This window comes from Kitasatospora sp. NPDC088346, from assembly GCF_044740765.1.
In the GTDB taxonomy this organism is placed as follows: Bacteria; Actinomycetota; Actinomycetes; order Streptomycetales; family Streptomycetaceae; genus Kitasatospora.
The window spans coordinates 314803-340851 of the sequence record NZ_JBIURH010000003.1 but is presented as its reverse complement, the minus strand read 5'-3'; the positions used below and the strand labels follow the sequence as shown (position 1 = coordinate 340851).

The window sequence follows — 26049 nt, the reverse complement described above, 5'->3', positions numbered from 1 at the left end:
GTGCGGGTATGAGTGATCAGCAGGTGCGGCAGCCGTGGGTGGTCGGTGTCTCGGGGGCCTCCGGCACCCCGTACGCGGCGGCGGTGATCCGCGGGCTGCTGGCCGCCGGCGAGGCCGTCGACCTGGTGGTCAGCCGCGCCGCGCGCCTCACCATCCTGGACGAGACCGGCATCTCCTTCCGCGACGCGCACTGGCGCCGGGACCTCGCCGAGTGGACCGGCGTCGAGGAGCTGGACGGCGTCCGCCACTGGGCCGCCGGCGACTTCGCGGCCGGCCCGTCCAGCGGCTCGTACCCCGCCAAGGGCATGCTGGTCGTCCCCGCGACGACCGGCGCGGTGGCCGGCATCGCCCTCGGCCTCTCCAAGGACCTGCTCCAGCGCGCGGCGAGCGTGACGCTCAAGGAGCGCCGGCCGCTGGTGGTGTGCGTCCGCGAGACCCCCCTGAACGGGGTGACGCTGCGCCACCTGGTCGAGCTGGACGCCCAGGGCGCGGTGGTCCTCCCGGCCTCGCCGGGCTTCTACGCGGGCGGCTCCACCGCCCGTGAGCTGGTCGACTTCGTGGCCGGTCGGGTGCTCGACGCGGTGGGGGTGCGGCACGCGCTGTACCGCCGCTGGGAGGGCGAACTGGGCGGGGCGGTGAAGGACCCGGGCCGGGCCGAGTGAGCGGCCGGTGAACGGGAGAGTATGTTCTTTGCGATATCCGGGTCGATCCGCGTGTAGCGCCTTTGATTTCGGATAATGATCAGTGGGTCTGGAGAGGTTCGGAAGGACGCGGGCAGGCATATGGACTCAGTGGACAGACAGCTCATCCAGGCGCTCCGGGAGAACGGCCGCGCCTCGTACGCCGAGCTGGGCCGGTTGGTCGGCCTGTCGGGCCCCAGCGTGACCGACCGGATCAACCGGCTGGAGCAGGCCGGCGTCATCACCGGCTACCGGGCGACCGTCAACCCGGCCTCGCTCGGCTACGGGGTGACCGCCCTGATCGGTCTTCAACTGACCGACGCCGCCGACCACGAGGACGTGGCGCACCGGCTGAAGGACCTCCCCGAGGTGGAGGACTGCTGGTTCATCGCGGGCGACGACTCCTACATGCTCAAGGTCCGGGTCCCGGACGTCGAGGGCCTGGAGTCGGTGGTCAAGCGGATCTCCGGTACGAAGGGTGTGGCCCGGACCAGGACCACGGTGGTCCTCTCCACCAAGTGGGAGAACCGGGTGAGTGAACTGCCGTTGACCGATCTGGGGGAGTGAGCCGGGATGTCGCTGGTCGGACTGGAGGAGCTGCGCGCCGCGCAGCGACGGATCGCCGGGGTGGCCGTCCGCACGCCACTGCTGCCGTGCCCGTGGGCGGCGGAAGGGACGAGGGCGCTCTGGCTGAAGCCGGAGAGCCTCCAGCCCACCGGGGCGTTCAAGATCCGCGGTGCCTACAACCGCCTCGCCGCGCTGAGCGAGGCGGACCGGGCCCGCGGGGTGGTCGCCCAGTCCAGCGGCAACCACGCCCAGGCGGTCGCGTACGCGGCCCGGCTGCTGGGCGTCAAGGCCGTGATCGTGATGCCGGACACCTCGCCGGCGGTCAAGGTCGAGAACACCCGCGCGTTCGGCGCCGAGGTGGTGCTGGTCTCCCCGGACGACCGGGACACCCTGCCCGCCGAGCTGGTCGCCGAGCACGGCTACGTCTGGGTGCCGCCCTACGACGACCCGTACGTCATCGCGGGCCAGGGCACGGTCGGCCTGGAGATCGCCGAGGACGCCCCCGACGAGCTGGACACGGTGCTGGTGCCGGTCAGCGGCGGCGGGCTGATCTCCGGCACGGCGGCCGCCCTCAAGCTGGCCTGCCCGGGCGTGAAGGTGATCGGCGTCGAGCCCGAGCTGGCCGCCGACGCGCAGCAGAGCCTGCGCACCGGCCGGCACGCCGTGTGGCCGGTCGCCGACACCTACCGCACCATCGCGGACGGGCTGCGCACGCCCTCGGTCGGCCTGCTGCCCTTCGAGCACCTTCAGGCGTACGTGGACGACATCGTGACGGTGAGCGAGGCCGAGATCCGCGACACCGTCGCCCTGCTGGCCCGCCGCGGCCGGCTGGTCGCCGAGCCCTCGGGCGCGGTCGCCCCGGCCGCCTACTTCCACCGCGCCGACCAACTGGCGGGCCGGGTCTTCGCCGCCGTCGTGAGCGGCGGCAACCTCGAACCGGCGCTGCTCGCCGAACTCCTCGGCACCTGACGCGCCCCTGCGGTCGCCCGCGGGGTTGCGGGGCGTAGGCTCAGGGACGGCATGGAATCGAAGTCGAGGAGGCGGAGCGCCGCATGGACGCAGGGCTCAAGCGCGAGCTGGAGGCGAAGGTCTACGCGGGTGAGCGGCTGACCCGCGAGGACGGCATCGCCCTCTACGAGAGCGACGACCTGGCCTGGCTGGGCGGCCTCGCGCACCACGTCCGGACGCAGAAGAACGGCGATCTCGTCCACTTCAACGTCAACCGCCACCTCAACATGACCAACGTGTGCTCCGCGTCCTGCGCGTACTGCTCGTTCCAGCGCAAGCCGGGTGAGAAGGACGCGTACACCATGCGGATCGAGGAGGCCGTCCGGCTGGCCAAGGCGATGGAGGTCGACTCCCTCACCGAGCTGCACATCGTCAACGGCCTGCACCCGACCCTGCCGTGGCGCTACTACCCGCGGTCGCTGCGGGAGCTGAAGGCCGCGCTGCCGAACGTCTCGCTGAAGGCCTTCACCGCCACCGAGATCCACTGGTTCGAGCGGATCAGCGGGCTGTCGGCGAGCGAGATCCTGGACGAGCTGATCGACGCCGGGCTGGAGTCGCTGACCGGCGGCGGCGCGGAGATCTTCGACTGGGAGGTCCGCCAGCACATCGTCGACCACGAGACCCACTGGGAGGACTGGTCGCGGATCCACCGCCTGGCGCACGAGAAGGGCCTGAAGACCCCGTGCACCATGCTGTACGGGCACATCGAGGAGCCCCGCCACCGGGTCGACCACGTGCTGCGGCTGCGTGAACTGCAGGACGAGACCGGCGGTTTCCAGGTCTTCATCCCGCTGCGCTACCAGCACGACTTCCACGACTCCAAGGACGGCGTCGTCCGCAACAAGCTCCAGGCGCGGACGGAGATGGCCACCGGCGCCGAGGCGCTGAAGACCTTCGCGGTCTCCCGGCTGCTGTTCGACAACGTGCCGCACGTCAAGGTCTTCTGGGTGATGCACGGCGTCACCACCGCCCAGCTGGCGCTCAGCCACGGCGCGGACGACATGGACGGCTCGGTGGTCGAGTACAAGATCACCCACGACGCGGACAACTTCGGCACGCCGAACAAGCTCGGCCGTGACGACCTGCTCGACCTGATCCGCGACGCGGGCTTCCGCCCGGTCGAGCGGAACACCCGCTACGAGATCATCCGCGAGTACGACGGCCCGGACCTGCGGCGTCGCGAGACCCCGCAGGCGATGCGCCTCTGAGCCGAGCGCCCAGGCCTCCCGACCGGTCCGGTCGGGAGGCCTGCCGCGTTCCCGGGTGGAGCCGAGCCGCCGGGCCCGTCCATCAAAGGGAGCGCGTATGCTCACAGGCTCACCACACGCCACGGGTTCCGCTTCCGCCCGCGGCTTTGGAAGGATCGTCAGCATGTCCGGTACCCGCCGTGCCACCAGCAACCGCCGTTCGGCCCCCGTGCCCCCGCCGCGTCAGGGCGAGCCCCCAGCGGGGCACCCGGCGGAGCCGGCCGGACCACGCTCCCGGGGACACCGGCGCAAGGCGAAGGCCAAGCGCAGGGGCGGCAAGCTGACGGTCGGGGCGGCGATGCTGCTGGCGGCCGCCGCCGGCTGGTTCGCGATCGGTCCCGGCCGGGACCTCCCGGCGTCGATAGCCGCGGGGACGCCCGACCGCCCGGAACCGGACGCCGCCTCGCCCGACGCCGGTGACCCGGCCGCGGCGCCGGCCGCCGCACGGACCGAGGCGCCCGCCGCCGACCGCTCCTCGCGCACCGACGGCAGCCTGGCCGCGATCGCCGGCCTGGGCCCGTCCTGGACGGCGAAGATCCCGGCCGAGACCACCCAGCTGGTGCTGGTCTCGGGCCAGGGCAAGGACTCCTCCGACTCCACCGTGACGATCTGGACCCGCACGCCCGACGGCCGCTGGAAGCCCGGTGAGAGCTGGTCGGCCCACAACGCGCTCAAGGGCTGGACGGCCAAGCACACCGAGGGCGACCTGCGCAGCCCGATCGGGATGTTCTCGCTCAGCGACGCCGGCGGCCGCAAGCCGAACCCCGGCGGGAAGCTGCCGTACAGCGAGGACGGCAAGTTCGTGATGGGCGGCACCGGCTTCAACAACGAGCCGCTGGCGGGCTCCTTCGACTACGTGGTGGCGATCGACTACAACCGGGTCACCGGCCGCTCGCCGCTCGACACGGCGAAGCCCGAGGGCAAGGCCAAGGGCGGCGGGATCTGGCTGCACCTGGACCACGGCGGGCCCACCCATGCGTGCATCTCGCTGACCGAGGACCACATGGTCGAGTTGATCAAGACGCTGGATCCGGCCGCCCACCCCATGATCGCGATGGGTGACGCCGACGCGTTGGCGGTCTGACCAGGGCGGTCGGGCCAGCTGCCGCAAGGGGTGTTGTCCGGCCCCTACAGCATCCGCCATCGGATCCTGTCTGAGGGCGTTACCGCCCGACCCGCCGGTAACCGGGTTGAGTTGCGGTATGACCGCCTCCCGCATCGTGTCGCTCGGCCACTACCAGCCGCCCAAGGTCCTCACCAACGACGACCTGGCGAAGCTGGTCGACACCGACGACGAGTGGATCCGCTCCCGGGTGGGGATCCGCGCCCGGCACATCGCGGTCGACGAGACCCTGGTCGACCTCGCCACCGAGGCCGCCCAGAAGGCGCTGGCCGGCAGCGGCTACCAGGCCGGGGACATCGACCTGGTGGTGGTCGCCACCTGCACCGCCGTCGAGCGCAGCCCCAACACCGCCGCCGCCGTCGCCGCCCGGCTCGGGGTCGCCTCCCCGGCCGCGTACGACATCAACACGGTCTGCTCGGGCTTCTCGTACGCGCTGGCCACCGCCGACCACGCGATCCGCGCCGGTTCGGCCACCAAGGCCCTGGTGATCGGTGCCGAACGGATGTCCGACACCCTCGACTGGACCGACCGGACCACCTGCGTGATCTTCGGCGACGGCGCGGGCGCGGCCGTGGTCGAGGCGGTGCCGGACGAGCAGGGCGGGATCGGTCCGGTGGTCTGGGGCTCCACCCCGGAGAAGGGCGACGCCGTGGTGATCACCGGCTGGGACCCGACCATCAGCCAGCAGGGCCAGTCGGTGTTCCGCTGGGCGACCACCGCGATCGCCCCGCTGGCCCGGGAGGCCTGCCACAAGGCGGGGCTGGATCCGGCCGATCTCAAGGGCTTCGTCCCGCACCAGGCCAACCTGCGGATCATCGACGCGATCGCCGCCAAGCTCGGCGCACCGGACGCCGTGGTGGCCCGGGACGTGGTGGACTCGGGCAACACCTCCGCCGCCTCCATCCCGCTGGCGCTGTCCAAGCTGGTCGAGCGCGGCGAGCTGAGCTCCGGCGACCCGGTGCTGCTGTTCGGCTTCGGCGGCGGCCTCGCCTACGCCGGCCAGGTGGTGCGCTGCCCGTAGCGCCTGCCCGTGGAGGCGGCCCGAAGCCCCGGGCGGCAGCTCCCGCAGACACCCGTGGGGGGGGGGCCGCCGGCGGGCCGCGCGGGGGCGGGCGCCCGCCCGCGCGGGCGGCCCCCCCCCCCCCCCGGGGGGGCGCCCCCCCCCCCCCCCCCCCCCCCCCCCCCCCACGGTGGTGTCACGGCTCGTTCCCGCGCGTCACGGTACGTCGGCGGACCTCCCCCGAGGACACGGCCGCCGTCCGACACAGCCCGGACAGGAAACCGGGAGCCGCGCGCGGGATGGACGGGTGGGTGGTGGTTCTGCGGACCTACTTGGGCGGCTTCTTCCCGGCCACGCCCAGGTAGACCTGGAGGGCCAGGTTGGGCTTCAGGTCCTTGACCTTGACGCCCCAGGAGGTGAACGCCTTCTGGTGCTCGGCAGCGGCGGCCAGGAGCGAGATCAGCGCACCGGCGACCGCCGCCGGATCGATCGTCTTGTCGGTCTTGCCCTGATTCCCCTTCACCGCCTCCGCGAGGGGACCGGCCACCGAGTTGAGGACCTTCATGCGGATCTTGAAGAACCGCTTGTCCCCCTCGGCTGCACCGAGAGTGACGACGCGCAGAATGGCGTCGTTCTTGCGCCAGAAGGCAAGGAATCCGTCCACCAGATCTTCCGAAGTGGTGAAGCCGGTCTTTCCCGCCCAGGACTTTCCATCGACGAGCTCTTTGAGCCCGGCGCTGTCCTCGGCCATTTCCTCTGCGATCTCGAGGACAGCGCCCTCGACATCCGGGAAGTACTGGTAGAAGGTCGCGGGGGAGGTACCCGCCATACGGGCGACGTCGATGACCTTGACGTCCCGATACGGCGACGTGCTGAGCATCTCGCGGAGGCAGTCGAGCAGCTTCTGCCGCGTCTCCTGTCCGCGTCGCCCGGCGACGCGACCGTCGACGGTGCGAACTTGTCCTGTCATGCCGTCAGCTTACCGTGGCGGGATCTTGGCGCGATTCGGTGATGCGACTATTACGCCGCCCGGGGGTGGTATAGGGAGTTCCCGTACAGGAAATTCCGAGGGGATCATCAGCACTGTTGAAGCCCCCCCGTGCACTGATGACCCCACAGCGTGACGAAGGGTCGGCTGAGGGGCGGTCGGATGACCGGCTGTGACGGTCGGCGGCCCGTCGGTGCGGTCCCGGGACGGGCTCCGGGCGGCCCGTCCGCGGGGGCCGCGGCCAACCGGTGACGCGTTGCGGGCGGGGGAGATTGGATCCGGGGGGTCGGGCATTGGACAATCGGTGCGGCACCCCGACGGGTGGCGGCAGAAGGGGAGGTGGCAACGGAGTGGACCAGCTGACGGCGCACGACCCGAGACGGATCGGGCCCTTCGAGGTGCTCGGGCGGCTCGGTGCGGGCGGGATGGGCCTGGTCTACCTGGCGCGGTCGGCCTCCGGCCGACGGGTCGCCATCAAGACCGTGCGCAGCGAACTGGCCGAGGACGACCTGTTCCGGGTGCGGTTCGCCCGGGAGATCGCCGCGGCCAAGACGGTCGGCGGCTTCTACACCGCGGCCGTGGTCGACGCGGACGCGGACGCGGCGGTGCCGTGGCTGGCGACCGCCTACGTGCCCGCGCCCTCGCTGGAGGACCTGGTCAACGAGTGCGGGCCGCTGCCGGTGGACGCGGTGCGCTGGCTGACCGCGGGTATCGCCGAGGCGCTGCAGTCGATCCACCACGCCGGACTGGTGCACCGGGACCTCAAGCCGTCCAACGTGCTGGTGGTCGAGGACGGCCCGCGAGTGATCGACTTCGGCATCGCCGCCGGGGTCTCCAACACCCGGCTGACCATGACCAACGTCGCGGTCGGCACCCCCGCGTACATGTCGCCCGAGCAGGCCAGGGACAGCCGCAGCGTCAAGGGCGCCAGCGACATCTTCTCGCTCGGTTCGCTGATCGTCTTCTGCGCCACCGGCCACGCGCCCTACCGCGGCGCCAACCCGGTGGAGACGGTGTTCCAGCTGCTGCGGGACCAGCCCGACCTGTCCGGGCTGCCGCTGGACCTGGTCGACCTGGTCCGGGCCTGCATGCGGCCGGCCGCCGAGCACCGCCCGACGCCCGCCCAGCTGCAGGCCGAGCTGGCCCCGCACCTGTTCTCCCGGGACGACGCCTCCGGCGAGGCCGGGGACTGGCTGCCGCCGGCCGCGCTGGACCTGATCGAGCGCAAGCGCGGCCGCCGGCCGATCCCGCCGGCGCCCGTGCAGCCCCAGCCGGTCCACCCCGTCCCGCCCCAGCCGGTCCGGCTACCGCCGCCCGCCCACCCGCCGGCCCCGCCGGTGCGCGCGGCGGACCCGCGGACGGACGGCGGCTCGCCGGGCGCCGACGCGGCCACCGAGAAGATGCGCGGCAACCGGGCCCCGGGCGGCTCGGAGGCCCAGGTGCGGCTGACCGGCGCCTCGGTACGGATAGGGCCCGGGCCGCGCGCCGACCAGACCGGCAGCGTCGCCCCCGCCGTCCCCCCGACCGGCACCGACTGGGTCCGCCGGACGGGCACGCCCCCGAACCAGCACGCCGCACAGCACTCCCAGGCGGCGCCGGTGGCCCGCTGGCGCCCCTGGCGGTTCCGGATGTCGAACGACGTCTGGGGCACCCCCGTGGTCGCCGACGGCACGCTCTTCGTCTCCAGCTTCGAGGTGCACGCGCTCGACATCGCCTCTGGCGAGCGCCGCTACAAGACCCGGGACGTGGCCTGGGCGCTGGCCGTGGACGCCGGCCGGGTGCACGCCGCCGACGGCCCGCACCTGTACACCGTGGACGTCGCCGACGGGACGGAGCGCTGGCGCAGCTCGCTGGACGGCTGGATCTACTCGCTGGACGCCGCCGACGGGGTGCTCTGCTGCGGGATCAGGGGCGGCGGGGTCCAGCTGCGTTCGGCCGCCAGCGGCGCCGAGCTGTGGCGCGCCGACGACGCCCAGCAGGACTACGAGAACCCGCAGTCCGGGCCGGCCCTGCTCGGCGGCGCCGCGTACTACTACGGCGGCGGGCGGCTGCGCTGCGTCGACCCGCGCGGCGGCGGCCTTCGCTGGTCCTTCCAGCTCGGCGAGGAGGTCCCGTCCCGGCCGGTCGAGCGGTCCGGGGTGGTCTACGTGACGGCCGGGACCAGGGTGCACGCGCTGGACGCCGCGACCGGCGCCGAGCGGTGGCGCTTCGACGCCCCCGTGGTGCTGTTCACCCCGCCCGCGGTGGACTCGGCGGCGGTCTACGTCGCGGACTACCTGGGCACCCTGTACGCCCTGGACGCCGGCACCGGCCGGGAGCGCTGGCGCGGCCGCACGGCCGGCCGGCAGGGGGCCGAGCCGGTGGTGCTGGCGGACGGCGCCGTCCTGCTGGGCTCGGGGGACACCCTGTTCGCCTTCGACAGCGCCTCGGGCCGGGAGCGCTGGCGCTACACCACCCGCGGCGAGATCGTCGGCCTGCCGGCCGTCGCCGAGGGGCTGGTGCACATCGGCAGCAAGGACCACTCGCTGCACACCGTGGACCTGGCCACCGGCCGGCTCCGCTGGGAGCTGGGCACCAAGGGCGAGCTGACCGGCTCACCGGTGGCCGTCGGCGGCCGGGTCTTCGTGGGCAGCAAGGACCGCTGCGTCTACGCGCTGGACTCCTACTACGGCACCGCTGTGCCGTAGCGAGGGCGCGTCGGCACCGCTGTGCCGTAGCGAGGGCGCGTCGGCACCGCTGTGCCGTAGCGATGGCGCGTCGGCACCGCCGTGCCGTGGCCGGTCAGCCCCGGCGGGCCTGCGGGTGGCGGGCGCACCAGCCCTCCCAGGCGGAGGCGACCATCGTCTCGACGTCGTACGCGGCCGACCAGTCCAGCTCCCGGTGGATCAGGTCGGCGGCGGCGACCACCCGGGCCGGGTCGCCCGGGCGGCGCGGGGCGATCTCCGGGGTGGTGTCGTGCCCGGTGACCTTGGCGATGACGGCGAGCATCTCGTGCACCGAGACCCCTTCGCCGCGGCCGATGTTCAGGGTCAGCCCGACCTGGCCGGTGGCCGCGTCGAGCTTCCTGACGGCCGCGACGTGGGCCGAGGCGATGTCGGCGACGTGGATGAAGTCGCGTACGCAGGTGCCGTCGGGGGTCGGGTAGTCGGCCCCGAAGACCCGCGGGGGCAGGCCGGCCGTCAGCCGCTCGAACACCATCGGGACGAGGTTGCTGACGCCCCCGTCGGCGAGCTCCGGCGAGGCGGCGCCGGCGACGTTGAAGTAGCGCAGCGAGACGGTGGACAGCCCGTACGCCCGGGCGGCGGCCTTCAGCAGCCACTCGCCGACCAGCTTGGTCTCGCCGTACGGGTTCATCGGTTCGCAGGGCGTGTGCTCGGTGACCAGGTCGACGTCGGGCATGCCGTAGACGGCGGCGGAGGAGGAGAACAGCACCCGGGGCACGCCCGCCGCGACCACGGCCTCCAGGACCATCCGCAGGCCCTCGACGTTCTCCTCGTAGTACCGCAGCGGCTCCGCGACGGACTCGCCCACCTGCTTCTTGCCGGCGATGTGCAGCACGCCGGTGACGCCGTGCTCCGCGATCGCGCGCTCGACGACGCCCCGCTGGAGGGTCGAGCCGACCACCAGCGGTACGCCGGCCGGCAGCCGGTCGGCCGCGCCGCTGCTCAGGTCGTCGAGCACCACCACCCGCTCGCCGGCCTCGACCAGCTGGTGCGTGACGTGCCCGCCGATGTAGCCGGCTCCACCCGTGATCAGCCAAGTCATAGCCGCATCCTATGCCGGGCCCGGACCGCCGGGGGTCGGTGGCGGGCACGGGCGGCGCGTCTTCCCCGGGGTGGGACATAAAGGTGAAATGCTGACAAAGCTCGGCCCGTTGCGGTGCTCTGAGACGCCGAAACCCCGCCTGCCGACCGCGGTCCGCACGAACCGGAGGTAGCCCAGGTGCGCCCCAAGAAGGAACCGACCCGCCCGATCCCGGCGGGGCCCCGCCCGACCGGGCCGAAGGCCGTGCTCGGCGCCGGCGCCGTCCTCGCCCTGGCCGGCCTGGCGCTCACCGGGTGCTCCGGCGCCGCGTCCTCCTCCTCGGCCGCCGCCTCCGGTACCTCCTCCTCCGCCAGCGCCTCCTCGGGCTCCCCGTCCCGTTCCTCGGCGAGCGCCTCCGCCGCGCCGTCCGGCACCCACCAGCTCCAGGAGGACTACCAGCGGGTGATCGCGGACGTGCTGCCCTCGGTGGTCCAGATCACCGCCGGCGACAGCCTCGGCTCCGGGATCGTCTACGACACCAAGGGCGACATCGTCACCAACGCGCACGTGGTGGGCAGTGCCACCACCTTCACCGTCACCCTGCCCAACAGCAGCAAGACCTTCGACGCCACCCTGGTCGGCACCTTCCCGGACTCCGACCTCGCGGTGGTCCGGCTCTCCGACGTGCCGAACGGCCTCAAGCCGGCCGCCTTCGGGGACAGCGGCAAGGTCGAGGTCGGCCAGATCACGCTGGCCATGGGCAGCCCGCTCGGCCTCGCCAGCAGCGTCACCCAGGGCATCGTCTCGGCCACCGGGCGGACGGTCACCGAACCGCAGAGCCCGAACTCGCCCGGCGCCACCATCGGCAACATGGTGCAGACCTCGGCCGCCATCAACCCCGGCAACAGCGGCGGCGCGCTGGTCAACCTCGACAGCCAGGTGATCGGGATCAACACCCTGGCCGCCGTCGACCAGGAGCTGAACGGGAACGCCGCGGCGGGGATCGGCTTCGCCATCCCCGCCGCGACCGTCACCAGCATCGCCGACCAGCTGATCAAGAGCGGCACGGTGACCAACTCCGGCCGCGCCGCCCTCGGGATCACCGCCCGGACGTACTTCGACAGCGACTTCCAGCCCGCCGGCGCCGCGATCGTCAGCGTCGTCTCCGGGGGCGCCGCCGAGGCGGCCGGTCTGGCGGCCGGCGACGTCATCACCAAGCTGGGCGACACCGGGATCACCACCATCGGCTCGCTCACCACGGCGCTGGCCGCCCTGCAGCCCGGCGCCAAGGAGACCGTCACCTACCAGCGGGACGGGCAGACCAAGACCGTCGACGTCACCCTCGGCACCCTGTAGGGAGGGCGCACCCAGAACTCGGGCCCGGCGAACCGTACCGCGCAAGGGAGGCGGATCGCCGGGCCCGAACCAGGCCCGCGGCCAGGGGTCAGGAGCGGGCGGCCCTGGTCCGCCAGGGGAGCTCCACGGTGACGCCGGTCGGGCCGCCGGCCGGGCTCTCCACCAGGAACACCCCATCCACCGCGCCGACCCGCTCGGCCAGCCCGGCCAGGCCGCCGCCCGGACGGGTGGTCGCACCGCCCCGGCCGTCGTCCTGCACCAGCAGCATCAGCCGGTCCTCGGCCCGCCAGACGTCCACCGTGGCCGCGTTCGCGCCGGCGTGCTTGGAGATGTTGGTGAGCAGTTCGCTGACGGTGAAGTAGGCGATCCCCTCCACCGCCGAGTCCGGCCGCTCGGCGCCGCCCAGGTCGACGTGCACCTTGACCCCGCCGGGGACGGTGCAGCGGGCGGCGACCGCCGACAGTGCCGCGTCCAGGCCGCGGTCGGTCAGCACCGCCGGGTGGATGCCGCGGGCCAGGTCGCGCAGCTCCTGCAGGGCCAGCTTCACCTCGCCGTGCGCCGCGCCCACCATCTTCGCCGCGGTGGCCACGGCCTCGGGGGTGTCGGTCTCGGTCAGCTTCTCCTTGGCCAGGCCCAGGTCCATCGCCAGGGCGACCAGCCGGGCCTGCGCCCCGTCGTGCAGGTCGCGCTCGATCCGGCGCAGGTCGGCGGCGGCGGTGTCCACCACGGCCCCCCGGTCCTCCTCCAGCTCGTGCACCCGCAGGACCAGCGCGTTCGGCGCGAGCAGGCTGTCCACCAGCATCCGTTCGAGTAGGGACATCCAGCGCACCACCCACGGCAGCACCGGCCAGCCGACCACCAGCAGGACCAGCGTCACCGTGAAGCTGATCAGCCCCCAGACCAGCAGCAGGACGTTGAACAGCGCCGAGCGCCAGCCGAGCCCGTCCGTCAGCGCCGCGATCACCCAGCCGGAGACCCCGGCGCGGCGCTGCACCAGCGGCGCGGGCTCCGGCGCGGTGGCGCCGAGGGCCATCCGCGCCCTGGTCCGTTCCAGCGCGCCCAGCCGGCGGCAGCCGGCCAGCCCGAGGGCCAGCAGCGGCAGCCCGAGCACCGTCACCGACAGCGCCAGGCCCACGGACAGGATGACCACCGTGAAGACGAAGCCGGCGATGCCGACCGGCAGGTTCAGCAGCAGGTGCTGGACCTGGCCCCACATCTGTGCCCCGTACAACGACGGTCGGCGAGGCTCCGCCGACCGGTGCTCCGCGGTGTCCATCCGACTCCACCCTCTCGCTCGACCAGGTGCCCACCAGCATCCCGGTAAGCGCGGGCGCCGGACCATGGGGGTGATCTCCGTCCCCGCCCGGGGGATAGCCCCACCCCCATCGGGCCTGGCCAGGCCGGGTGCGGTGTCCACCTCCCGTCTTGCGGGTCGGGCAGGTGGTGGAGCAGCCGGGCCGTGCACTTAGACTCACGCCTGAGCGATGGTTATGGGTGTGTAAAGAAGAGCGGTGATCCGCCGGGCCGTGGGCCCGCCCGGGCCGCCCGATGTGGAGGCGAACGCATGGAGGGGCAGCTGGTCGCTGCCGACCCCGCCGCGGGCAGTGGCTACTTCGACGCGTATGCGGCGGTAGGCCTGCTGGCGGTCATCGGCGTGCTCTTCGTCGCGGTGGCGTTCACCGCCAACCGCCTGCTCCGGCCGGTCGTGCACTCGCCGGAGAAGATGCTGACCTACGAGTGCGGCGTCGACCCCGTGGGCGAGGGCTGGGCGCACACCCAGGTCCGCTACTACGTCTACGCGTTCCTGTACGTGATCTTCGCGGTCGACGCGATCTACCTGTTCCCGTGGGCGACGGTCTTCGCCGCCGCGGGCTACGGCGTGGCCACGCTGGTGGAGATGTTCGTCTTCATCGGCTTCCTCGCGGTCGGGCTGCTCTACGCCTGGAAGAAGGGCGTTCTGGAATGGACGTGACCCACTCGCACGGTGCCGGCGGGCCCGTCCCGCTGGGGATCCCGGACCCGTCGCGCCCCGGCGCCGCCGTCGAGCAGCGCCGTCTCGGCCCGCTGGCCCGGCTCGCGCCGGACCCGGTCAAGGTGGTGCTCAACTGGGGGCGCCGCTACAGCCTCTGGTGCTTCAACTTCGGCCTGGCCTGCTGCGCGATCGAGTTCATCGCCGCCTCGATGGCCAAGCACGACTTTATCCGGATGGGCGTCATCCCGTTCGCGCCCGGGCCCCGCCAGGCCGACCTGATGATCGTCTCGGGCACCGTCACGGACAAGATGGCCCCGGCCGTCAAGCGCCTGTACGAGCAGATGCCCGAGCCCAAGTACGTGATCTCCTTCGGCGCCTGCTCCAACTCCGGCGGCCCGTACTGGGACTCATACTCCGTCACCAAGGGCGTCGACCAGATCATCCCGGTCGACGTCTACGTGCCCGGCTGCCCGCCGCGGCCCGAGGCACTGCTCCAGGGCATCCTCAAGCTCCAGGAGAAGATCGCCGCCGAGTCGCTGCCGGAGCGCTACGCCGCCCCCGCCTCCGCGCTGCGCCGCCCGCTGGTGGCCGGCCCCGGAGAGGCGGCCCGGTGACCCGCACCGCCGAGGAGACCGCCGCCGCGATCGGCCCGTGGGCCACCGCCGCCGAGGCCTACCAGCTGCTGACCGTCGACGTGCCGGCCGAGCACTGGATCGAGGCCCTCACCGCCGCCCGGGACACCCTGGGCCTGAGCTACTTCGACTGGCTGAGCGCCGTCGACGAGCTCGCCGAGGGCTACTCCGTCTCCGCACACCTGGCCGCGCTCGGCGAGGGCACCGTCCGCCACCTGCTGCTGCGCACCCGGATCCCGCGCGACAAGGCCGTCCTGCCGACCGCCGTCGAGGTGTTCGCGGGCGCCGGCTGGCACGAGCGCGAGACCCACGAGATGTTCGGCATCGCCTTCGCCGGTCACCCGCACCTGATCACCCTGCTGCTCCCGGACGGCTTCGAGGGCCACCCGCTGCGCAAGGACTTCGTCCTGGCGGCCCGGGTCGCCAAGGCCTGGCCCGGCGCCAAGGAGCCCGGCGAGTCCGAGGGCGACGGGCCCGCCCGCCGCAAGATGCAGCCGCCCGGCGTCCCCGACCCGAACGAGTGGGGGCCGCTCAAGGGCACCCTGCCGCCGGTCGCCGAGCGCCCGGCCCGCGGGGCCCGCGCGGGCGCCGCCGGCCGTACCCCGCGCGCCGCCGCGGCGGGCGCCGAGGCGGGCGAGGTCCGGCCGCGCCGGGCCCGCAGCGTCGACGCGGGCTCGGTCAGCCAGTCGGCCGCCCCGGCCGAGGGGGCTCCCGAGGCCGCCGCGGCCCCGGAGGTCCGGACCGACCGGCCGCGCCGCACCAGGAGCGTGAGCGAGGGCTCCACCAGCCAGGCCGCGGACACCGCCGCACCGGCCGCCGAGGCCGGACCGGCCGCGGACCGCCCGGCGCGGACCGCCCGTACCCAGTCCTCGGACGCCCCCTGGCACTCGCCCGTCCCGGCCCACGGGCCGGCCGAGCCGGAGCCGGAGACGGCCCCGAAGCCGGAGCCGACACCCGAGCCCGAGCCCGAGGCGCCGCAGGCGCCCGCCACCCCCGAGACGCCGGACCGGAACGGAGACAGCACGTGAGCCTGATCGACACGCTGCTGCGCTGCGTCGGCACCCTGGTGGCCTTCCTGACCCTCCCGCTGGTGATCGGCCAGACCGAGCACAAGGCGATGGCGCACATGCAGGGCCGGCTCGGCCCGATGTACGCCGGCGGCTTCCACGGCTGGGCGCAGCTGGTCGCCGACGGCGTGAAGTTCGCGCAGAAGGAGGACATCGTCCCGGCCGGCGCGGACCGCAAGGTCTTCCAGCTGGCCCCGGCGGTCGCGCTGCTGCCGTACCTGGTGGTGCTGCTGGCGATCCCGATCGGCCCGAACGGGCTGGTCGGCCAGGCGGTGGACGCCGGACTGTTCTTCGTGCTGGCCGTGATGGGCATCGGCGTGCTCGGCTCGCTGATGGCCGGCTGGGCATCGGCGAACAAGTTCTCGCTGCTCGGCGGCCTGCGCACGGCGGCCCAGCTGATGTCGTACGAGCTGCCGATGCTGCTGGCCGCGGCCTCGGTGGCGATGGCGGCCGGCACGGTCTCGCTGACCGGCATCGTGGACGGGTTCCACTGGTGGTGGCTGCCGTGGCAGGCCATCGGCGCCTTCGTGTTCTTCACGGCCGGCCTGGCCGAGCTGCAGCGCCCGCCGTTCGACATGCCGATCGCCGACTCCGAGATCATCTTCGGCGCGTACACCGAGTACACCGGCCTGCGCTTCGCGCTCTTCCTGCTCTCCGAGTACGCGGGCATCCTGGTGATCTCCGCGCTGACGGCCGTGCTCTTCCTCGGCGGCTGGCACGGCCCGTGGTCCGACAGCCTGGGCTGGCTGTGGACGCTGCTCAAGACCTTCGCGCTGGCCTTCGTGGTGATCTGGCTCCGGGTCACCTACCCCCGGCTGCGCGAGGACCAGCTGATGAAGTTCGCGTGGACCGGGCTGATCCCGCTCGCGCTCCTCCAGCTGGCCCTCACCGGCATCATCAAGGTGGCGATCTCCTGATGCGGATTCCAGGAAGCGGCCTGGCCAAGGGCCTGGCCGTGACGCTGCGGACGATGACGAAGAAGACCGTCACCGCGCAGTACCCCGACGTGCAGCCCGACCTGCCGCCGCGCACCCGCGGCGTCATCGCGCTGCTGGAGGAGAACTGCACGGTCTGCATGCTCTGCGCCCGTGAGTGCCCCGACTGGTGCATCTACATCGACTCCCACAAGGAGACGCTGCCGGCCGCCGACCCGAACGCCCGGGCCCGCACCCGCAACGTGCTCGACCGGTTCGCGATCGACTTCTCGCTCTGCATGTACTGCGGGATCTGCATCGAGGTGTGCCCCTTCGACGCGCTGTTCTGGTCGCCGGAGTTCGAGTACGCGGAGACCGACATCCTGGAGCTGACCCACGAGCGGGACCGGCTCCGCGAGTGGATGTGGACCGTCCCGGCGCCGCCCGCCCACGACCCGGCGGCCGAGGAGCCCAAGGAGATCGGCATGGCGCACAAGGCCGCCGACAAGCTCGCCGCCGCCGCGGCGGCCGCCGCCGAGGCCGAGGCCGGCGCATCGGAAGGTGATCAGCAGTGACGGCCCGTCTGCTCGCCGCCGCCGGATCGCTGGATCCGGCCGCGCGCTCCTTCCTCTCCCCGACCGGGGTCGAGATCGTCTTCCTGCTGGTCGGGCTGGTGGTGCTCGGCTCCGCGGTGGTCTCGGTGACCACCCGGCAGCTGGTGCACGCCGCGCTGTGGCTGGTGGTGGCGCTCGGCGGCCTGGCGGTCGAGTTCCTGCTGCTGACCGCCGAGTTCATCGCCTGGGTCCAGGTGCTGATCTACCTCGGCTCGGTCGTGGTGCTGGTGCTCTTCGGCCTGATGCTGACCAAAGCACCGATCGGCCGTTCGCCGGACGCCGACTCGGGCAACCGCTGGGTCGCCCTCGGGGTCGCCCTCGCCGCGGCCGCCACCCTGGTCACCCTGGTGGTGGACGCCTTCCGCTCCGCCTGGGTCGACCTGTCGGCGGGCGGCGGCTCCACCCGGGTCACCGGCGAGAGCCTGTTCCGGCACTGGGTGCTGCCCTTCGAGGCACTGTCCGTCCTGCTGCTGGCCGCCCTGGTCGGCGCGATCGTGCTGTCCCGGACCGGCAGGGGTCGGTTGCCCAGGCCCCGCGACGGCAGGCTCCGGGCCGGCAAGGCCGTGGGCCGCCCCGCCCCGTCCACCGCCCCGACGCAGGAGCGCTGACCACCGATGCACCTCGCCTACCCTGCCGTCCTCGCCGCGCTGCTGTTCAGCGTCGGCGTGTACGGCGTGCTCGCCCGGCGCAACGTCGTCCTGGTGCTGATGTCGGTCGAGCTGATGCTCAACGCCGTCAACCTCAACCTGGTCGCCTTCGACGCCTGGCTGCGCGACACCCTGCACGCCGGACAGGCGCTCACCCTGTTCACCATCACCATCGCCGCCGCCGAGATCGGCCTGGGCCTGGCCATCGTGCTGCTGGTCTTCCGGACCAGGGGCACCGCCGACGTCGACCGGATCACCGCGCTCGGCGACCCGGCCGAGGACGCCGCACAGCCCGCCGGAGCCGAGCTGAAGGGCCAGCCCGCCGCATGAACCTCGCGCTGCCCGTCCTCGTCCCCGTGCTGCCCGCGCTCGGCGCGGTCGCCCTCCTCGCCACCGGCCGCCGCGCCCCCGGCTTCGCCCGTCCGCTGGCGATCCTGCCGGTCGCCGTCTCCGCCGTGCTCGCCCTGGTGGTCGCCCTCCAGCTGGGCACCGGCCAGACCCTCGACATGGCCACCCGGCTCACCCCGACCGGCGGTCCCGACCTCTGGCTCGCCTTCCACCTGGACGGCTACAGCTCGCTGATCTCCGTCCTGGTCGGCCTGGTCGCCACCTGCGTGCAGGTCTACTCGACCGCCTACCTCAAGGACGACCCGCGCTACCCCTCGTACGCGGCGCTGGTCTCGCTGTTCACCGCCGCGATGTTCCTGGTGGTCTACTCCGGCGACCTGATCGTGCTGCTGGTCGGCTGGGAGATCATGGGCATCTGCTCGTACTTCCTGATCGGCCACCACTGGGAGACCGCGGACGCCCGGTCGGCCTCGCTGAAGGCCTTCCTGGTCACCAAGCTCGGCGACGTGCCGTTCCTGTTCGGCATCTTCCTGCTGGGCGCCGACGCCGGGACCTTCCGGATCGACGGGGTGCTCGCCGCCGCCGGCGAGGGCCGGCTCGGCCACCCCACCCTGACCGCCCTGCTGCTGCTCGCCGGCGTGGCCGGCAAGAGCGCGCAGTTCCCGCTGCACACCTGGCTCCCGGACGCGATGGCCGGCCCGACGCCGGTCTCCGCGCTGATCCACGCGGCCACCATGGTCGCCGCCGGCATCTACCTGGTGGCCCGGCTGATGCCGGTCTTCCTGCTCTCCGGCGCCGCCCTGGTGGTGCTGTCGGTGATGGCGGCCGTCACCATGGTCGGCTCGGCCCTGTGCGCCCTGGCACAGGACGACCTCAAGCGGGTGCTCGCCTACTCGACCGTCGGACAGCTCGGCTACATGGCCGGCGCGCTGGCGTCCGGCGACCGCGAGGCCGCCGTCTTCCACCTGGTCAGCCACGGCGCCTTCAAGGCCCTGCTGTTCCTGGCCGCCGGTGTGGTGATCCACGCCGCGCACACCAACTCCATCTCCGCGATGTCCCGGATGCCCGGCCTGCGCCGCCGCGTCCCGGACGCCTACTGGACGATGGGCATCGCCCTGGTCGCCCTGGTCGGCCTGCCGCCGTTCTCCGGCTTCTTCAGCAAGGAGGCGGTGTTCACCGCCGCCGAGCACGCGGCCACCGGCGAGGCGCTCACCAACGGCCTGGCCCCCGCCTCGGCGGTGCCCACCGCCGCCGGGTGGATCGTGCTGATCTCGGCCGGCCTCACCGCACTGCTCACCGCCGCCTACGCCACCCGGATGTGGCTGGTCGCCTTCCACGGCAAGGCCGTCCCCGGCGTCACGCCGGCCGCCCCCGCCGCCCCCGAGCCCGGCGCGCCGTACTCGCCCGAGCCGGACGAGGCCGACCCGGGCCAGGCCGAGCCGCCCGCGATGCGTTGGCCGCTGTGGGTGCTGGCCGTGCCGACCATGGCCTTCGGCATCACCAGCCTGCGCACCGACTGGCTGCCCGCCCTGCTGGACGGCGGTTCGCTGCGGCCCTCCACCGCCACCGCCGTGATCGGCACCGGCCTGGCCGTCGCGGGCATCCTGATCGCGTACGCCGCCTGGCGCTCGGCCACCGCCCGCCAGGCCGTCCGCCCGGCCGGCTCCGAGCGGGTGCCCGAGCAGGCCGGACCGCCGGCCGTCGAGTCGCTGCCCGCCGACCCCGGACGCCTCCTGCTCGGCCCGCTGCACGGGCCCGCGCAGCACGGCTTCGGCGTCGACCGGCTGTACAGCGCGCTGTTCGTCCGCCCGACGGCCGCCGCCGCCCGGCTGGTCCGCTTCCTGGACCGCGAGGTCGTCGAGACCTACGTCCGCGGCGCGGGCGACGGCGCCAACCTGCTCGGGTGGCTGGTCCGCCGGACGCAGACCGGCAACGCCCAGACCTACCTGAGCGCCCTGCTCGCCGGGGCCGTCCTGCTCGCCGTCCTGGTGGCGGTCGGCTCATGACCCTGCACCGCACACCCCGCCGGCCCGCAGGACGAATCTGGAGCACCCGATGAACGCAGTCCTCATCGCCCTCCTGGTGCTGCCGCTGCTCGGCGCCGCCGCCACCCTGGCCCCGCTCGGCCGCGACCCGCACACCGCCGACCGGCGCGCGCTGCGGCTCGGCGTCGGCGTCACCGGCGCGGTGCTGGCCCTCACCGTCGTCCTGGCCGCCGGCTTCGACCACGACGAGCCGGGCCGGATGCAGGCCGTCACCGACACCGCCTGGATCCCCGCCATCGGCGTCCGCCTCCACCTCGGCGTGGACGGCATCTCGCTGCCGCTGATCGTGCTCACCGCGCTGCTCACCCTGCTCTGCGCGGTGTACTCCACCAAGCGGCTGCCCAGCGGGGACGGCATCCCGGGCGCCCGCGCCTTCGTCGGGCTGCTGCTCCTGCTGGAGGTCGGCATGCTCGCCACCTTCGCGGTGCTGGACCTGGTGCTGTTCTTCCTGGCCTTCGAGATCGTGCTGATCCCGATGTACTTCCTGATCGCCCGCTGGGGCAGCGGTCGCAAGGTGCCGGCGGCCAACCGCTTCATCCTCTACACCCTGCTCGGCTCCGCCGTGATGCTGCTCGGCTTCCTGCTGATCGGCCTCGACGCCGGCACCTTCGACATGACCGCGCTCGCCCGGGCGCACGGCAGCGGCCTCAGCCACACCACCCAGGTGGTCGCCGCGCTCGCCGTCCTGGTCGGCCTCGCCGTCAAGGCGCCCGCCTGGCCGCTGCACAGCTGGCTGCCGGACGCGCACACGGCCGCGCCCACGGTCGGCTCGGTGCTGCTCGCCGGCGTGCTGCTCAAGATGGGCACCTACGGCCTGGTCCGGGTCCTGCTGCCGATCGTCCCGGAGGGCGCGACGACCTTCGCGCCGTACCTGGGGGCGTTCGCCGCGGTCGGCATCGTCTACGGCTCGCTGGCCTGCCTCGCGCTGGCCCGCCCGGGCGCCAAGGGCGACCTCAAGCGGCTGATCGCCTTCTCCTCGGTCGGCCACATGGGCTTCGTCCTGCTGGGCATCGCCTCGCTCACCCCGGCCGGCGTCAACGGCGCGCTGTTCGCCAACATCGCCCACGGCCTGATCACCGGCCTGCTGTTCTTCCTGGTCGGCGCGGTCAAGGACCGCTACGGCACGGCCGACCTCGACACCCTGGCCGGGGCCACCGGCGCAGCGCTGTACGGTCGGGCGCCGCGGATCGGCGCCCTGCTCGCCTTCGCCGCCGTCGCCAGCCTCGGCCTGCCCGGCCTGGCCGGCTTCTGGGGCGAACTGCTCGCCATGTTCGGCGCCTTCGAACCGGCCGCCGGGCTCTCCCGCCCCGCCTTCCTGACCTACCTGGTCCTGGCCGGCCTCGGCACCCTGCTCACCGCCGCCTACCTGCTGGTCGTGGTCAAGCGGGTCTGCATGGGCGACCCCGAGCAGCCCGCCCCGGTCGCCGACCTGCCGGACCTGCAACGCTACGAGGCCGTCAGCTGGACGCCGCTGGCCGCGCTCACCGTGGTCGCGGGCCTGTGGCCGGCCCTGCTGCTCAGCCTGTCCGACCCGGCCGTCAAGCACCTCCTCGGGGGTGGCTGACCCGTGCTCAGCACCCCGACCGGCACTCATCTCCTGGGGCAGCCAGCCATGAGCTCACTCGCCGTCACCGACCCGGGCAGCCTGATCCAGTCCGTCGACTGGGTGGCCGTCGCGCCCCCGCTGGTCGCGGCCCTGGCCGCGCTGGCCGTGCTGCTGGCCGACCTGCTGCTGCCCGAGCGCAGCCGCAGGGCCCTCGGCTGGACCGCCGTCGGCGGGCTGGTGCTGGCGCTCGCCGTGCTGCTCCCGCTGACCCGCGGCCCGGCCCGGTCCACCTTCTGCCTGACGGGCGCGGGCGCCTGCTCCTACGTGGCCGACCACTACGCGCTCGCCTTCCAGCTGCTCGCCCTCGGCGGCGCGCTGATCGCCGCGCTGCTGTCGCTGCACACCGTGGACGAGGAGAAGCTGCCCGGCGGCGAGTACTGGTTCCTGTTGCTGTCCAGCGCCAGTGGCGCCGCCCTGCTGCCCGCCTCCCGGGACCTGGCGACGCTGATCATCGCCCTGGAGGTGGCCTCGCTGCCCGCCTTCGCCCTGGTCGGCCTGCGACGGGACGGGCGCGGCGCGGAGAGCGCGCTCAAGTTCTTCCTCTCCTCGGTCACCGCGACCGCCGTGATGCTGCTCGGCGTCAGCTTCGTCTACGCCGCCACCGGCTCCGTCCACCTCACCGCCGTCGCGGACGGCCTGCTGCACGCGCCCGGCCAGCTCAAGCCGCTGGCCGAGGCCGGCGCCGCACTCACCCTGGTCGGCTTCGTGTTCAAGGTCGCCGCCGTGCCGTTCCACTTCTGGGTGCCCGACACCTACACCGGCGCCCCGCTGCCGGTGGCCGGCTACCTCTCGGTGGTCGGCAAGGCCTCCGGTCTGGCCGGCCTCGCGCTGGTCACCACCGTCGCGTTCCGCCCGTACGGGCACACCTGGGGGCTGGCCCTGGCCGTGCTCGCCGCGCTCACCATGACGGTCGGCAACGTGGGCGCGCTGCGCCAGCGGCCCGGCACCGAGCACAGCGCGGTACGGCTGCTCGCCTGGTCCTCGGTCGGCCAGGCCGGTTACCTGCTCGTCCCGGTGGCCGCCGCCGGCTACGCGGGCTCGGGCGAGCCGCTGGGCGCCACCGTCGCGTACGCGCTGATCTACGGGCTGGTCAACCTGGGCGCCTTCGGCGTGGTCGCGGTCGTCCAGCGCTCCGGCGCCACCCGGCTGGACGACCACCGCGGCCTGTTCGCCCGGCACCGCTGGAGCGCCCTCGCGCTGGCCTTCTTCCTGCTCTGCCTGGCGGGCCTGCCGCCGGGCGTGATCGGGCTGTTCGGCAAGGTGGTGGTCTTCCGGGCCGCCGTCGACGCCGGGCTCGGCTGGCTGGCCGTCGTGATGGCGGCCAACGTGGCGATCGCCCTCTTCTACTACCTGCTGTGGACGGCGAAGCTCTTCGCCCCCGCCGAGGGCGCGCCCGCCGCGCTCCGGGTCCCCGGCCCGCTGGCCGCCACCCTCGGTCTGACCGCCGCCGGCGCGGCCGTTCTGTCGCTCGCTCCGCAGCTCATCCTCCAGGTGGTCTCCGGCAGCCTGTTCTGACCTGCCGGGCCGCCCGGCGGCCGGTAGCGTCCGGTGCACAAGGGAACGAACCCGGCCCATCCTGCCGTTGAGCTGGGCAGAGGGACGGACGGACGGGGTGTCCCTCGCGCACCACATGGAGGGTCTGGCGTGCACCGCGGGCACAACGGGTTGAGGACGGCCGTACTACTCGGCGCGCTGTCGGTGCTGATCCTGGTGATCGGCAGCTTCTTCGGCCGGACCGGCCTCCTGGTGGCCCTGCTCGTCGCGGTCGGCACCAACGCGTACGCCTACTGGAACAGCGACCGGCTCGCCCTGCGGGCCATGCGGGCCCGGCCGGTGAGCGAGATCGAGGCGCCGCAGCTGTACCGGATCGTCCGGGAGCTCTCCACCTCGGCCCGCCAGCCGATGCCCCGGCTGTACATCTCGCCCACCCCGGCGCCGAACGCCTTCGCCACCGGCCGCAACCCGCGCAACGCCGCGGTCTGCTGCACCGACGGCATCCTGCACCTGCTGGACGAGCGCGAGCTGCGCGGGGTGCTCGGCCACGAGCTGAGCCACGTCTACAACCGCGACATCCTGATCTCCTCGGTGGCGGGCGCGCTCGCCGCGGTGGTGATGTTCCTGGTCAACTTCGCCTGGCTGATCCCGTTCGGCCGCAGCGAGGACGACGACGGGCCGGGCCTGTTCGGCATGCTGCTGATCATGATCCTCGGGCCGCTCGCCGCCGGGCTGATCCAGCTGGCCGTCAGCCGCTCCCGCGAGTACCAGGCCGACGCCGACGGCGCCCGGATCACCGGGGACCCGCTCGCCCTCGCCAGTGCCCTGCGCAAGCTCGACGCCGGCACCCAGCGGCTCCCGCTGCCGCCCGAGCCGCAGATCCAGACGGCCAGTCACATGATGATCGCCAACCCGTTCCGGCCCGGCGAGTTCGGCGCCCGGCTGTTCTCCACCCACCCGCCGATGCGGGAGCGGATCGCCCGGCTGGAGCGGCTGGCGGGCCGTTAGGGGCCCGGCCGGTCCGAGGCCCGGGGCCGGCGGGGCCGAGGTCCCGGTCCGGCGGGGCCGGCGGGCCCGGTTGGGCTTCCCGGGGTACCGGGGGCGGCGGGCCCGGCGCGTCCCGGGCGTCCCCGCGCGGCGGCTGGTAGTGCTTGCTCGATCAGCCGTCGAGCACCCCGGCCCGGGCCGGGCGCGGAAGGTGCGCCGCCGTGACGTTTCTGCCCCAGGAGGACCGGAGCTCCCCGCCCCGGCCGCCCGCCCCCCGAGCCCGCCGGCGCGCCGCCCGCAGGGCCCGCCGCGGCCGGGCCCTGGCCGTCTGGCTGACCACGACCGATCACAAGCAGATCGGCACCCTCTACATGGTCACCTCGTTCGGCTTCTTCCTGGTCGGCGGCGTGCTGGCGATGGTGATGCGGGCCGAACTGGCGAGGCCCGGCACCCAGATCGTCTCCAACGAGCAGTTCAACCAGGCGTTCACGATGCACGGCACGATCATGCTGCTGATGTTCGCGACGCCGCTGTTCGCGGGCTTCGCCAACTGGTTCATGCCGTTGCAGATCGGCGCGCCCGACGTGGCCTTCCCACGGCTGAACGCGCTGGCGTACTGGCTGTACCTGTTCGGCTCGCTGATCGCCGTCGGCGGCTTCCTGACCCCGGACGGCGCCGCGGACTTCGGCTGGTTCGCCTACACGCCGCTGTCCGGCGCCCTGCACTCGCCCGGCATCGGCAGCGACATGTGGATCATGGGGCTGGCGTTCTCCGGCTTCGGGACGATCCTCGGCTCGGTCAACTTCATCACCACCATCGTCTGCCTGCGGGCGCCCGGCATGACGCTCTTCCGGATGCCGATCTTCGTCTGGAACATCCTCTTCACCAGCATCCTGGTGCTCTTCGCCTTCCCCGTCCTGGCCGCCGCACTGCTGGCCCTGGAGGCGGACCGGAAGTTCGGCGCGCACGTCTACGACCCGGTCAACGGCGGGGCGATGCTCTGGCAGCACCTGTTCTGGTTCTTCGGCCACCCCGAGGTCTACATCATCGCGCTGCCCTTCTTCGGCATCATCACCGAGATCATCCCGGTCTTCAGCCGCAAACCGGTCTTCGGCTACACCGGTCTGATCGCCGCCACCATCGCGATCACCGGGCTCTCGGTGACGGTCTGGGCGCACCACATGTTCGTCACCGGCCAGGTGCTGCTGCCGTTCTTCTCGATCATGACGCTGCTGATCGCCGTGCCGACCGGGGTGAAGTTCTTCAACTGGATCGGCACCATGTGGCGCGGCTCGCTCAGCTTCGAGACCCCGATGCTGTGGAGCATCGGCTTCCTGGTCACCTTCCTCTTCGGCGGCCTCACCGGGGTGCTGCTGGCCTCGCCGCCGATCGACTTCCACGTCTCGGACAGCTACTTCGTGGTCGCCCACTTCCACTACGTGGTCTTCGGCACCGTGGTCTTCGCGATGTTCGCCGGCTTCTACTTCTGGTGGCCCAAGATGACCGGGCGGATGCTGGACGAGCGCGTCGGCCGGGTGCACTTCTGGACGCTCTTCGTCGGCTTCCACACCACCTTCCTGGTGCAGCACTGGCTCGGCGCCGAGGGCATGCCGCGCCGCTACGCCGACTACCTGGCCTCGGACGGCTTCACCACCCTCAACACGGTCTCCACCATCGGCTCGTTCCTGCTGGGACTGTCCACCCTCCCGTTCCTCTACAACGTCTGGCTGACCCGCCGCCGCGGCCTCCGGGCCGACGGCGACGACCCCTGGGGGTACGGCCGCTCGCTGGAGTGGGCGACCTCCTGCCCGCCGCCGCGGCACAACTTCGTCACCCTGCCGCGGATCCGCTCGGAATGCCCGGCCTTCGACCTCCACTACCCGGCGGTCGCGGAGTTCGACCGGCTGCAGAACACCGGTGAACCGACGGCGCCCGAGCGGAAGTGAGCGACTGAGCGGACCGGCGGAGAAATCCTCGACCGGCCTGTCGAACCGGCCGCCGCCCGTTCGA

At 73.2% G+C, this 26049-nt stretch carries 23 protein-coding genes; 20 read left to right on the top strand and 3 right to left on the bottom strand.

Annotated features, from left to right (window positions below; all coding sequences use genetic code 11):
* Positions 1-8 precede the first annotated feature (8 nt).
* The 6 genes from ACIOFR_RS07465 (at position 9) to ACIOFR_RS07440 (ending at position 5646) form a co-directional block, all read left to right on the top strand.
* On the top strand, positions 9-662 hold the full coding sequence (locus tag ACIOFR_RS07465; protein WP_400993160.1) for a UbiX family flavin prenyltransferase: 654 nt from the start codon (positions 9-11) through the stop codon (positions 660-662).
* 120 nt (positions 663-782) lie between these two features.
* Positions 783-1247: an Lrp/AsnC family transcriptional regulator gene (locus ACIOFR_RS07460; RefSeq protein WP_371497699.1), complete on the top strand. Its 465-nt coding sequence runs from the start codon at positions 783-785 to the stop codon at positions 1245-1247.
* A 6-nt stretch (positions 1248-1253) separates the two neighbouring features.
* Complete coding sequence (locus ACIOFR_RS07455) at positions 1254-2216, top strand: threonine/serine dehydratase (protein ID WP_400993158.1); 963 nt, start codon at positions 1254-1256, stop codon at positions 2214-2216.
* A gap of 83 nt (positions 2217-2299) precedes the next feature.
* The gene (mqnE, locus tag ACIOFR_RS07450; RefSeq protein WP_400993157.1) at positions 2300-3463 is read left to right on the top strand and encodes an aminofutalosine synthase MqnE; all 1164 of its coding nucleotides are present in this window, start codon (positions 2300-2302) and stop codon (positions 3461-3463) included.
* A gap of 163 nt (positions 3464-3626) precedes the next feature.
* Positions 3627-4586 (top strand): hypothetical protein, encoded by a 960-nt coding sequence (locus ACIOFR_RS07445; protein ID WP_400993156.1) that lies wholly within the window; start codon positions 3627-3629, stop codon positions 4584-4586.
* A gap of 118 nt (positions 4587-4704) precedes the next feature.
* Positions 4705-5646, top strand: a complete 942-nt coding sequence (locus ACIOFR_RS07440) for a beta-ketoacyl-ACP synthase III (protein ID WP_400993155.1) — start codon at positions 4705-4707, stop codon at positions 5644-5646.
* Between the two features lie 307 nt (positions 5647-5953).
* On the opposite strand, the gene ACIOFR_RS07435 is transcribed toward ACIOFR_RS07440, so the two are convergent.
* Positions 5954-6595 carry a TetR family transcriptional regulator gene (locus ACIOFR_RS07435; RefSeq protein WP_400993153.1) on the bottom strand — a complete coding sequence of 214 codons (642 nt, stop codon included), beginning with the start codon at positions 6593-6595 and terminating at the stop codon, positions 5954-5956.
* Between the two features lie 368 nt (positions 6596-6963).
* On the opposite strand from ACIOFR_RS07435, the gene ACIOFR_RS07430 reads away from it, so the two are divergent.
* Positions 6964-9300: a PQQ-binding-like beta-propeller repeat protein gene (locus tag ACIOFR_RS07430; protein ID WP_400993152.1), complete on the top strand. Its 2337-nt coding sequence runs from the start codon at positions 6964-6966 to the stop codon at positions 9298-9300.
* A 94-nt stretch (positions 9301-9394) separates the two neighbouring features.
* Here ACIOFR_RS07430 and galE read toward each other — a convergent pair whose 3' ends face one another.
* The gene (gene galE, locus ACIOFR_RS07425; protein ID WP_400993151.1) at positions 9395-10378 is read right to left on the bottom strand and encodes a UDP-glucose 4-epimerase GalE; all 984 of its coding nucleotides are present in this window, start codon (positions 10376-10378) and stop codon (positions 9395-9397) included.
* Between the two features lie 270 nt (positions 10379-10648).
* Here galE and ACIOFR_RS07420 point away from each other — a divergent pair, with 270 nt between their 5' ends.
* Entirely contained in the window at positions 10649-11713 is a 1065-nt protein-coding gene (locus tag ACIOFR_RS07420; protein ID WP_400993273.1) for a S1C family serine protease, read from the top strand.
* An 88-nt stretch (positions 11714-11801) separates the two neighbouring features.
* Here the strand turns inward: ACIOFR_RS07420 and ACIOFR_RS07415 are convergent, their stop codons facing one another.
* The gene (locus ACIOFR_RS07415; protein WP_400993150.1) at positions 11802-12989 is read right to left on the bottom strand and encodes a sensor histidine kinase; all 1188 of its coding nucleotides are present in this window, start codon (positions 12987-12989) and stop codon (positions 11802-11804) included.
* Between the two features lie 288 nt (positions 12990-13277).
* On the opposite strand from ACIOFR_RS07415, the gene ACIOFR_RS07410 reads away from it, so the two are divergent.
* The 12 genes from ACIOFR_RS07410 to ctaD all read left to right on the top strand — a co-directional run bounded on the left by ACIOFR_RS07410 (position 13278) and on the right by ctaD (position 25985).
* Positions 13278-13685: an NADH-quinone oxidoreductase subunit A gene (locus tag ACIOFR_RS07410; protein ID WP_400993148.1), complete on the top strand. Its 408-nt coding sequence runs from the start codon at positions 13278-13280 to the stop codon at positions 13683-13685.
* Complete coding sequence (locus ACIOFR_RS07405; protein WP_400993146.1) at positions 13676-14299, top strand: NADH-quinone oxidoreductase subunit B; 624 nt, start codon at positions 13676-13678, stop codon at positions 14297-14299. The genes ACIOFR_RS07410 and ACIOFR_RS07405 overlap by 10 nt, the downstream gene beginning before the upstream one ends.
* Positions 14296-15345 (top strand): NADH-quinone oxidoreductase subunit C, encoded by a 1050-nt coding sequence (locus ACIOFR_RS07400; protein ID WP_400993144.1) that lies wholly within the window; start codon positions 14296-14298, stop codon positions 15343-15345. Before ACIOFR_RS07405 ends, ACIOFR_RS07400 begins: the two co-directional genes overlap by 4 nt.
* Positions 15346-15347: 2 nt before the next feature.
* Positions 15348-16301, top strand: a complete 954-nt coding sequence (nuoH, locus tag ACIOFR_RS07395) for an NADH-quinone oxidoreductase subunit NuoH (protein ID WP_400993270.1) — start codon at positions 15348-15350, stop codon at positions 16299-16301.
* Entirely contained in the window at positions 16301-16873 is a 573-nt protein-coding gene (locus ACIOFR_RS07390; protein WP_400993143.1) for a NuoI/complex I 23 kDa subunit family protein, read from the top strand. The genes nuoH and ACIOFR_RS07390 overlap by 1 nt, the downstream gene beginning before the upstream one ends.
* Positions 16870-17520 (top strand): NADH-quinone oxidoreductase subunit J, encoded by a 651-nt coding sequence (locus ACIOFR_RS07385; RefSeq protein WP_400993142.1) that lies wholly within the window; start codon positions 16870-16872, stop codon positions 17518-17520. Before ACIOFR_RS07390 ends, ACIOFR_RS07385 begins: the two co-directional genes overlap by 4 nt.
* A 6-nt stretch (positions 17521-17526) precedes the next feature.
* The gene (gene nuoK, locus ACIOFR_RS07380) at positions 17527-17889 is read left to right on the top strand and encodes an NADH-quinone oxidoreductase subunit NuoK (protein ID WP_371497681.1); all 363 of its coding nucleotides are present in this window, start codon (positions 17527-17529) and stop codon (positions 17887-17889) included.
* The gene (locus ACIOFR_RS07375) at positions 17886-19913 is read left to right on the top strand and encodes an NADH-quinone oxidoreductase subunit L (protein WP_400993140.1); all 2028 of its coding nucleotides are present in this window, start codon (positions 17886-17888) and stop codon (positions 19911-19913) included. The genes nuoK and ACIOFR_RS07375 overlap by 4 nt, the downstream gene beginning before the upstream one ends.
* A 49-nt stretch (positions 19914-19962) precedes the next feature.
* Positions 19963-21516: a NuoM family protein gene (locus ACIOFR_RS07370; protein WP_400993138.1), complete on the top strand. Its 1554-nt coding sequence runs from the start codon at positions 19963-19965 to the stop codon at positions 21514-21516.
* 48 nt (positions 21517-21564) lie between these two features.
* Positions 21565-23073 (top strand): NADH-quinone oxidoreductase subunit N, encoded by a 1509-nt coding sequence (locus ACIOFR_RS07365; protein ID WP_400993137.1) that lies wholly within the window; start codon positions 21565-21567, stop codon positions 23071-23073.
* 129 nt (positions 23074-23202) lie between these two features.
* Complete coding sequence (htpX, locus tag ACIOFR_RS07360; RefSeq protein WP_400993136.1) at positions 23203-24060, top strand: zinc metalloprotease HtpX; 858 nt, start codon at positions 23203-23205, stop codon at positions 24058-24060.
* A gap of 209 nt (positions 24061-24269) precedes the next feature.
* Positions 24270-25985, top strand: coding sequence for a cytochrome c oxidase subunit I (gene ctaD, locus ACIOFR_RS07355; RefSeq protein ID WP_400993268.1), 1716 nt, complete (start codon positions 24270-24272; stop codon positions 25983-25985).
* Positions 25986-26049: the final 64 nt, after the last annotated feature.